General features: G+C 64.5%; 4 protein-coding genes. 1 reads left to right on the forward strand and 3 read right to left on the reverse strand.

Annotated elements, in window-relative coordinates:
• Window positions 1–166 precede the first annotated feature (166 nt).
• From M3A49_RS18990 to mnmC, 3 genes are all read right to left on the reverse strand, one after another.
• Entirely contained in the window at window positions 167–1,282 is a 1,116-nt protein-coding gene (locus M3A49_RS18990; RefSeq protein WP_254355712.1) for a YbdK family carboxylate-amine ligase, read from the reverse strand.
• 55 nt (window positions 1,283–1,337) lie between these two features.
• The gene (locus M3A49_RS18995) at window positions 1,338–2,543 is read right to left on the reverse strand and encodes a cation:proton antiporter (RefSeq protein WP_266230163.1); all 1,206 of its coding nucleotides are present in this window, start codon (window positions 2,541–2,543) and stop codon (window positions 1,338–1,340) included.
• Window positions 2,544–3,473: 930 nt separating this feature from the next.
• Window positions 3,474–5,450: a bifunctional tRNA (5-methylaminomethyl-2-thiouridine)(34)-methyltransferase MnmD/FAD-dependent 5-carboxymethylaminomethyl-2-thiouridine(34) oxidoreductase MnmC gene (gene mnmC / locus M3A49_RS19000; protein ID WP_266230182.1), complete on the reverse strand. Its 1,977-nt coding sequence runs from the start codon at window positions 5,448–5,450 to the stop codon at window positions 3,474–3,476.
• Between the two features lie 463 nt (window positions 5,451–5,913).
• On the opposite strand from mnmC, the gene M3A49_RS19005 reads away from it, so the two are divergent.
• Window positions 5,914–6,192: an HU family DNA-binding protein gene (locus tag M3A49_RS19005; protein ID WP_027815965.1), complete on the forward strand. Its 279-nt coding sequence runs from the start codon at window positions 5,914–5,916 to the stop codon at window positions 6,190–6,192.
• Window positions 6,193–6,524 lie beyond the last annotated feature (332 nt).

The following is a 6,524-nucleotide window of genomic DNA, read 5'->3' on the forward strand; positions in this document are numbered from 1 at the left end:
GCATGCTTCCTACCCGTTTTCCGGTCCCGGAAAGCACGAAGGGCAGCCCGAAAGCTGCCCTTGCATCCTGTCTTGCCGGCGCGGGGCGCACTTCTGACACCTCCGGCACCCCACGAAAATCGGTCAGTGGTCCTGTGTGTCCGCCGGCTCCCCCTTCCGATTCCCGTCAGGCGCGCCAGCGCAGGCACTGCTGGCGCACCGCTTCGTGCAGCGATTTCTCCTCGGCCACCACGCTGCGCAGCCACGTGGCGTCGTTGTTCTGCGCACGGGCGATCGTGCCGATTTCGGTGAGCGCGCGCGTCGAGCCGAGCACCTCGCCGTGCGGCGCGATCCGGTCCAGCGTTTCCAGAATATCTTCGGAAATCGTGCGGCGCTCGCCCGTTTGCGGATTCACGCAGGTGCCGGCCAGGCCAAAGCGGCACGCCTGGAAGCGGTTGAACGTGTACACGAGGTAGTCGTCCTCGAGCGGCGCGATCGGTCGGTCGGTGAGCAGATGGCGCGCGAGCGTCTGGATATAGCAGGCGATCGCGGCGGCGCGCTCCACCGAAAGCGGCGTGTCCATCACGCGCACCTCGATCGTGCCGAAGCCGGGTTTCGGGCGGATGTCCCAGTAGAAGTCTTTCATGCTGTTGACAACGCCCGTGTGCACCATCTTCGAGAAGTACTCCTTGAACTCCTCCCAGCTCAGCACGAACGGCGCGCGGCCCGACAGCGGAAACGCGAACACGGAATTCAGTCGTGCCGAATGAAATCCAGTGTCCACACCCTGGACATAGGGCGACGACGCCGACAGCGCGATGAAATGCGGGATGAAGCGCGAAAGCGAGTGCAGCAGGAAGAGCGCGCTGTCCGCATCCGGGCAGCCGATATGCACGTGCTGGCCGAACACCGTGAACTGCTTCGCCAGGTAGCCGTACAGCTCGGACAGATACTGAAAGCGCGGCGTATCGACGATGCGCCGGTCGCTCCATTGCTGGAACGCGTGCGTACCGCCGCCGCACAGACCGACGTTGAGACGATCGGCCGCGGCGACGAGCACGTCGCGAATCTTGCGCAGATCGGCCACGGCCTGCTCGTGATTCGTGCAGATGCCGGTGGAGAGTTCGATCATGCTTTCGGTGATTTCGGGCGTGATATTGCCCGGAATCTCCTGATCTTTGACGAGGCGCATGAGGTCGCTACCCGCCTTGGTCAGATCGTAGTCGTGCGTGTTGACGATCTGCATTTCGAGTTCGACGCCGAACGTGAACGGCTTCGAATCGACAAACGTTTCAAGTGACATGGCGTTTCCTGTCGGGGCGTCGCGCGCAAGCCGCCGGCCGCGCGCGCCGCGAGATTCATTTTTCGCCGCGTTCGCCGACGAGCGCAAGCGCGCGATAGACCAGCCAGGGTCCGAAGAGCTGCAGCACGACGATCGAGCAAAGAATGATCGCGCGCAGACGCGGATCGAACGTCGGATAGAGTTCGTAGGTGTCCTCGACGAGCAGCAGCGCGAGCGCCGACATGGGCGTCAAGGCGAGGCCGAGCGCCACACCCTGCTTCCAGTGCAGCCCGCTCGGCTTGGCGAAGATCAGCACGCCGACGAGCTTGGCCACGAGACGGGCGACGATCAGCCCCGCCGCCGCCACGCCGCCCACGAGAATGTCGTGCCACTCGAAGCTGGTGAGCGTGAGCACGAACAGAATTACCGTGAGCAGCCATCCAGCCGTGCCGAAATGCTGCGGCCACAGTTGCGGGCGCGGCTCCAGATTCTTCACGATGATGCCCGCGGCAAGCAGGCTCAGGATCGTCGAGAGCTTGAGCAGATGCGCAATGGCGATCGCCAGCAGCACGAGGCCGAAAAGTGCGACGAACGAGTGCTCGTCCTGCGGGCTCAGCCGACGGTAAAACAGCGTGCACGCGCGGGCGAGCACGAACGCGAGAATCAGCGAGCCGATCAGCAGATACAGCGGCTGCAGGATCGTCGCGAACACGTTGCCGTACATTTCCTGGTGCAGCCAGGTCGAGGCGAGCTTTTCCACGATCACCGCATACATGCTGTTGAGCGCCGTGAGCGTGAGCAGGCGCTGCGTGACCTGGCCTTCTGCGCGCAGCTCGGTCTTGAGCTGGATCACCATCGCCGGCGACGTCGCCATGGCGATCGCGGACACGACGAGCGCGATCATCGTCGGCACGGAAAGGAACAGGAGCACCGCGAGCACGAGCACGAAGGTGAGCGAGGACTCGGCAAGACTCGAAAGGATGAGCCAGGGATTTCGGCGGATCCAGCGCAGGTCGAGACGGCTGCCCAGTTCGAACAGCAGCAGGCCGAGCGCGACGTCGAGCAGCGGCCGCGCGGACGTGCCGACATCGGCGTCGATCACGCCGAACCCGGCCGATCCGGCAATGAGCCCGATCACCCCATAGCCCGAGATCCGCGGCAAGCGCCACGCCCGATAACAAAGCTCGCCGCACAAACCGGCGGCGAGCAGCGCGAGCCCGGCCCAGAAAATACCGTCGAGCGGCAACGGCCAGGCGGGAAAAAACGAAAACGCCGACTTCATCGTGGTGGCTTCTCCTTGGCAACGAAATCTTGCGTGGGATCGAATCCGGCTGTCCGACGTTAGATCGACATACGACTGGCTGACAGGCAAGCCGCGTGCCGCACGAGGCGAACGACACCTCTATTCCCCGTCAGTTGTCTGCCTGCCTGGCGCACCAACCCATGCAGCCGGCTGGCCGACGATATGACGATTGGGCGAGCTGGCGCGAATATGCGCTTCCTGCGGCGAGTGCGTGCAAACAGTGCGGCAAAACGCTGCGGCAAAGCAGTGCGCCGGCACATGACGGTGCGGCGAACAGCCGGTACGGGCGCTTTGCGTGTGGTGTAGCTGCGCCCGCGTTGGATGAACGAACGCTGCCCTCTACCCTGAGCACTCAGATTCAGGATGAGGGGCAACCGTTCCTTGGATGCGTCGACCGTCTGATGCGGCATGTGACGCGGAAAGAACGGCGATTGTGCCATAGCTTTTTTGCAATTGTCCCCGCCTCTTCGAAAGCATCGACAAAGACGGTAATAGCGTCCGTATTGTGCACTTTTGACGATGTATGTGGAAAAAATGACCGCATCTGCGGCCCGGCTTTCGTCTGGGGTTTCAAGCTCCGGCTGGACCATGCTTGCCGGCAGCGATGGCGCTAGCTTGGGGTTTACTGTTTACCGTATGTATACGTAGTAGAAGTTAACAAGGGCCTGGATTTCCTGTGGATAACTGGGGTTTACCGAAAGGAATCCGCGAGTTGGCGCTCGCACAACCACGCGCAAAGCATGTGCGGTCCATGCGCACTTCGAAGAGTAACTTTTGGGCCTGGAACGGGGTGTGCTGAGTTACCCCGTTTACGTCCACACCGCGTCCACACTCGATTCGCTGGCAATTCGCGCGGTTATCCACAGATTGGCGTGGATAACCTGGGTGGCCATTTTCCGCGCACCGTGCTCAAAGACTGCGCTGGCGCAAGGCGCGCTGCAGGAAGCGCGCCGGATCCAGCTGGTCAGCGAGTTCCCGCTCGAGCGGCCACGGCTCGCCCTCCAGCTGCGACGCGATCAACTCGGCTCCCAGCCCTGCCCACACGAGCCCGCGCGAACCAAACGCATACGCGCCGTAGAGGCCGCTTGCGCGCGGCAGGTCGAGCGGCCATGCGCCGGCCAGACGCTGGGCGTCGCGGCGGGCGGCGTCTTCGTCGGCGAGCGGGCCGAGCATCGGCATGCGGTCGCTGGTGACGCAGCGGAACGCCACGCGGCCCGCGAATTCGCTCTCGCTTCGGGCCGCGGCAAGCTCAGGGAGCATGTGCGCGACGCGTTCGATGTTCTCGGTATGGCCGGCGGCGCGCAGCGCGTCGTCGGCGTCGTCGACTTCGTAGGTGGCGCCCGCGAGCGTGACGCCGCCGTCGAGCGGCACCGCATAGCCCTCGCCGATCACGGGCACGTGCAGGTTCGCGAGCGGGCTGGGATCGACGAGCGTGAGCTGGCCGCGCACGATGCGGGTGGGCGCATGTGCGAGCGCGGCGGCGCGCGAGGCGTCCTGGGCATTGGCGAAGATCACCGCGGCTGCCTGGGCGACGGGCCGTCCGGCTTCGTCGAACACCTGCCATTCGTCGGATTCCTGTTCGCCGGCGCGCGCAATGTGACCGATACGCACACCGAAACGTGTCTCGACCTGCGCGCCGGGCAGCGCGGCGGCGAAGACGCATTGGGCGCGGCAGAGCGTCGCCGGGTCGATGGCGCCGCCCTGCGGATAGAACCAGCCACCCTGATTGAGCGCGACGCCGGCCAGCGCCTGCGCTTGCTCGCGCGTGACGGCGCGCACGAATTCTTCGGGATAGCCGAACGATTCCAGCGCGGCGGCGACGGCGCGCGATTCGTCATCGGTGGCGAGATGGAGCAAGCCGGCGTGCGAGCGCCTGGGCGCATGGCCGGCGGCTTCGAGCGCGGCCCAGCGTTGCAGCGCGTAGAAAAACCCCGCGCGCGTGATGCGTGACGCGCTGCTGTCGTCGCGCGAAATCAACGGATGAAACACGCCGGCCGGATTGCCCGATGCCTCGAGCGCGGGCGCGGCGTTGCGTTCGATCAGCGTCACGCGCCAACCGCGCACGGCCAGCCGTTCGACGAGCGCACAGCCGGCGAGTCCCGCTCCCACGACGACGGCGTGCCGCTCGCGCAGCGCAAGCGGCAGCGGCGGCTCGTAGCGGCGCACGCGCCAGCGCGGCGCGAAGCGTCCGACCAGCATCGCCCACTTGCCGTTGAAGCCTTCCACCTTGTGGTATTCGAAGCCGTTTTGCTGCAGCGCGCGCTTGACGTCCCCCGAACTGCTCCAGGTCGCGACGGTGGCGTCCTCACCGGCAATGCGCGCAAGCGCCTTGAAAATGGCAGGCGACCAGAGGTCGGGATTCTTCGCCGGGGCGAAGCCGTCGAGGTAGATCGCATCGGCGCGCATCCACATTTTGGGAAATACCTCGATCGCGTCGCCGAAAACGAGCGTGAGCGTGACGCGTCCGCCCTCGAATTCCAGGCGGTGGGTGCCCGGGACGAGCATCGGCCAGGCGTTCACGAGTTCGCGCGCGAGCGGCGCTTCGCGTGTGTGCGCAACGACTGGGTCGAGTGCGCTTTGCAGGTCGTTGCGCGCGAACGGATGCTTTTCCACCGAAACGAAATGCAGGCGTGCGCAGCGCGCCGGGTCGTCGCGCCATGCCGACCACGTGGCGAGAAAGTTCACGCCCATGCCGAAGCCGGTTTCGACCACGGTGAAGATCCGCCGGTCTTGCCAGCGCTGCGGCAACGCGTTGCCGTTCAGAAAGACGGCTTGGGCCTGTGCGAATGCGCCTGCAGTGCTGTGATAAACGTCGCCATAGATGGGCGAAAACGGTGTGCCGTCTTCCCGAAAGGCGAGCGTGGCGGGTATCAGGGTGGCGGTCATGAGGAACGCGAAGCCAGAGGTGAGGAGAAAACGGGCGAGCAGCGCGGCTCGAAAAAGCGTCTGGCGAAGGCCGATCGCGTCGCCGCAAACGCTTGCCGGACCGGCGTTTGCGCGCATGCTGCGTTGGCGCGGCGCAACGCGTGCGGCGGGAAAAACGTCGCAGGCGGGGGGATTTGCGGGGGTGGACACCCCAAAAACGTCTGCAAGCTCCAAAAAACCCGTAATTCCCGCGCGAAATCTTCGAAACCCTTGTCGTTATTGGGTTTGCGCTGCGCTATCATAGCAAGCGCCGCCCAGGGAAGCGGCAGCACGGACGTTGCGGCATCAGACACACGCTAGTCGCCGCAACGCGAAAACGCCGGGGTGCTCCGGGTCCGTCGCTGCTCGACGGCGCGGCACGCGTCCGTATAATCGGCGCGTTCGCGCTGTTCGTGTCAACCTAAACACAGAAAGGAACTTCTCAATGAATAAACAGGAACTGATCGACGCCGTCGCAGCACAGACGGGCGCTAGCAAGGCACAAACCGGCGAGACGCTGGACACGCTCCTCGAAGTGGTCAAGAAGGCTGTGTCGAAGGGTGACGCGGTTCAGCTGATCGGCTTCGGCAGCTTCGGTTCGGGCAAGCGCGCAGCCCGTACGGGCCGTAACCCGAAGACCGGCGAAACCATCAAGATTCCCGCTGCCAAGACCGTCAAGTTCACGGCTGGCAAGGCGTTCAAGGACGCCGTCAACAAGCGCTAAGGCATTGCCGCTTTAAGTTGACACCCGCCCCTGGCGGGTTTTTTTTGTGCGCCGAGCATGCGCAACAGCTTGGGGGTGCGAGTCCCCTGCCCAGCCAGATGGGGCGAAGGGCTAGTGAAACGCAAGGGCGTCGTCGCGAGGCGGGGTCTGAAGGAAGCGTGTAGCAAAGCCGCGACCTGACGAACAGAAACCAGATATGAGGCCCACCAGGTCGGACGAGCGAGCAAATGATCGCGAAGTCCACAACCATCAAGGACCGGGGAGGTAGATCTGGCAGGTGTGCGGTGAAGGCGGTTGAGCTTACCTCGGGAGGCCTGCGTGGTGTCCAGTAG

Source organism: Paraburkholderia sp. CNPSo 3076, from assembly GCF_026343935.1.
Taxonomy (GTDB): domain Bacteria; phylum Pseudomonadota; class Gammaproteobacteria; order Burkholderiales; family Burkholderiaceae; genus Paraburkholderia; species Paraburkholderia nodosa.

Excerpts from the sequence above, each read along its gene's own strand:
- M3A49_RS18990 (WP_254355712.1), bottom strand. The coding sequence starts at position 1,282 with ATGTCACTTGAAACGTTTGTCGATTCGAAGCCGTTCACGTTCGGCGTC.
- mnmC (WP_266230182.1), bottom strand. The coding sequence starts at position 5,450 with ATGACCGCCACCCTGATACCCGCCACGCTCGCCTTTCGGGAAGACGGC.
- M3A49_RS19005 (WP_027815965.1), top strand. The coding sequence starts at position 5,914 with ATGAATAAACAGGAACTGATCGACGCCGTCGCAGCACAGACGGGCGCT.
- M3A49_RS18995 (WP_266230163.1), bottom strand. The coding sequence starts at position 2,543 with ATGAAGTCGGCGTTTTCGTTTTTTCCCGCCTGGCCGTTGCCGCTCGAC.